The following is a 1,299-nucleotide window of genomic DNA, read 5'->3' as shown; positions in this document are numbered from 1 at the left end:
AACTTGGCAAAGGCGCAAAAGCGCTCAAGGGTAAAGGGCCTCTTGTTTTAGAGTGGTCGACTAGCTTCGACTCAAAAGTAACAGCAATGCGCGCTGAGTATTTCATCAAACAACTAACCAAGAGCAAGAAAGAGCAGTTGGTTGAACTCAAAGCTTTGATTGCCGTGGATGACAATCAGCAAGTGATGTTTGAGTCTTGCTCTCAAAGTTAACGGTTCATCGTGACCGTTTGAGTGCCTGTTTTTCGGATTCTTAAATTTCAATTGTCTTTTATAAGCCGCCAACATTGGCGGCTTATTTATATTTATTGATACAGCTGACTAATACGGCTGAGCCTGATACATCCAAGCTTCTTGAGATAAAAGCAGAATACCATATGGACTTTGGGTATATCATGTATGGCTATTCTGACGCATAATGGCCCGATGTTCTGTTCCAAGTAGACAAATTTACTATTGAAACAAACACTCAGTGGAAGGTAGATTACAAGAGTATAGGATGACTCGGCTAGGTCACAAACAGAGCTGAAGTAGGCTCAATAAAAAAAGCTAAAAGAGCAATAAATGAATAAAGCGTTAGTATTGTCCCTGATTTCAATTGTAGGCATGTCTCCGGCTTCACAAGCCTCTCAGGTTCTTAACGGCTACTGGGCGTATCAAGAATTCTTAAATGAATTCCCAGAACAGAAACACTTAACGGATGCTCTGGCTGCGGCCGTGAGAGACGATCCTGTACCTATTACCCCTGAAAAAAGACACCCATTAAAAATCTCCGTTGTTTATCCAGGGCAGCAGATTTCCGATTACTGGATAAGAAACATCGACGCGTTTGAGAAGCGCTTAGATAAACTCAATATTGGTTACCAAATCAATCAAGTGTTTACGCGACCGAACGCCGATATCAAACAACAAAGCCTTTCTTTGATGGAAGCACTAAAAAGCAATTCCGACTACTTAATTTTTACACTCGATACGACCCGACATCGTAAGTTTGTCGAACATGTTTTAGATTCCACCAAAACCAAACTTATCTTGCAAAATATCACGACGCCAGTCCGTGAATGGGAAACTCGACAGCCTCTTATGTACGTCGGTTTCGATCACGCTGAAGGCAGTCGTGAACTCGCTGTGGAGTTTGGCAAGCAGTTCCCGAAAAATACCCATTACAGCGTTTTGTACTTCTCTGAAGGCTACATTAGCGATATCCGTGGTAACACATTCATTCACCAAGTGAACCAAGACAGTCAGTTTGAACTACAATCTGCTTACTATACAAAAGCGACAAAACAGTCCGGGTATG

Annotated in this window: 2 protein-coding genes; both read left to right on the top strand. The window is 42.0% G+C overall.

Annotation, left to right across the window (positions count from 1 at the left end):
* Nucleotides 1-212, top strand: a 212-nt coding sequence (locus R7E00_RS23780; RefSeq protein ID WP_318124701.1) for a hypothetical protein, incomplete at its 5' end; no start/stop codon positions are given.
* Between the two features lie 351 nt (nucleotides 213-563).
* Nucleotides 564-1,299: ABC transporter substrate-binding protein (locus R7E00_RS23775; protein WP_318124698.1), on the top strand; the 736-nt coding region annotated here is incomplete at its 3' end.

Origin of the sequence: Vibrio sp. Vb1755 (genome assembly GCF_033338635.1) — a bacterium.
In the GTDB taxonomy this organism is placed as follows: Bacteria; Pseudomonadota; Gammaproteobacteria; order Enterobacterales; family Vibrionaceae; genus Vibrio; species Vibrio alginolyticus.
Note: the sequence above shows the minus strand (reverse complement) of the source record. Positions and strands in the feature narration are given on the sequence as shown.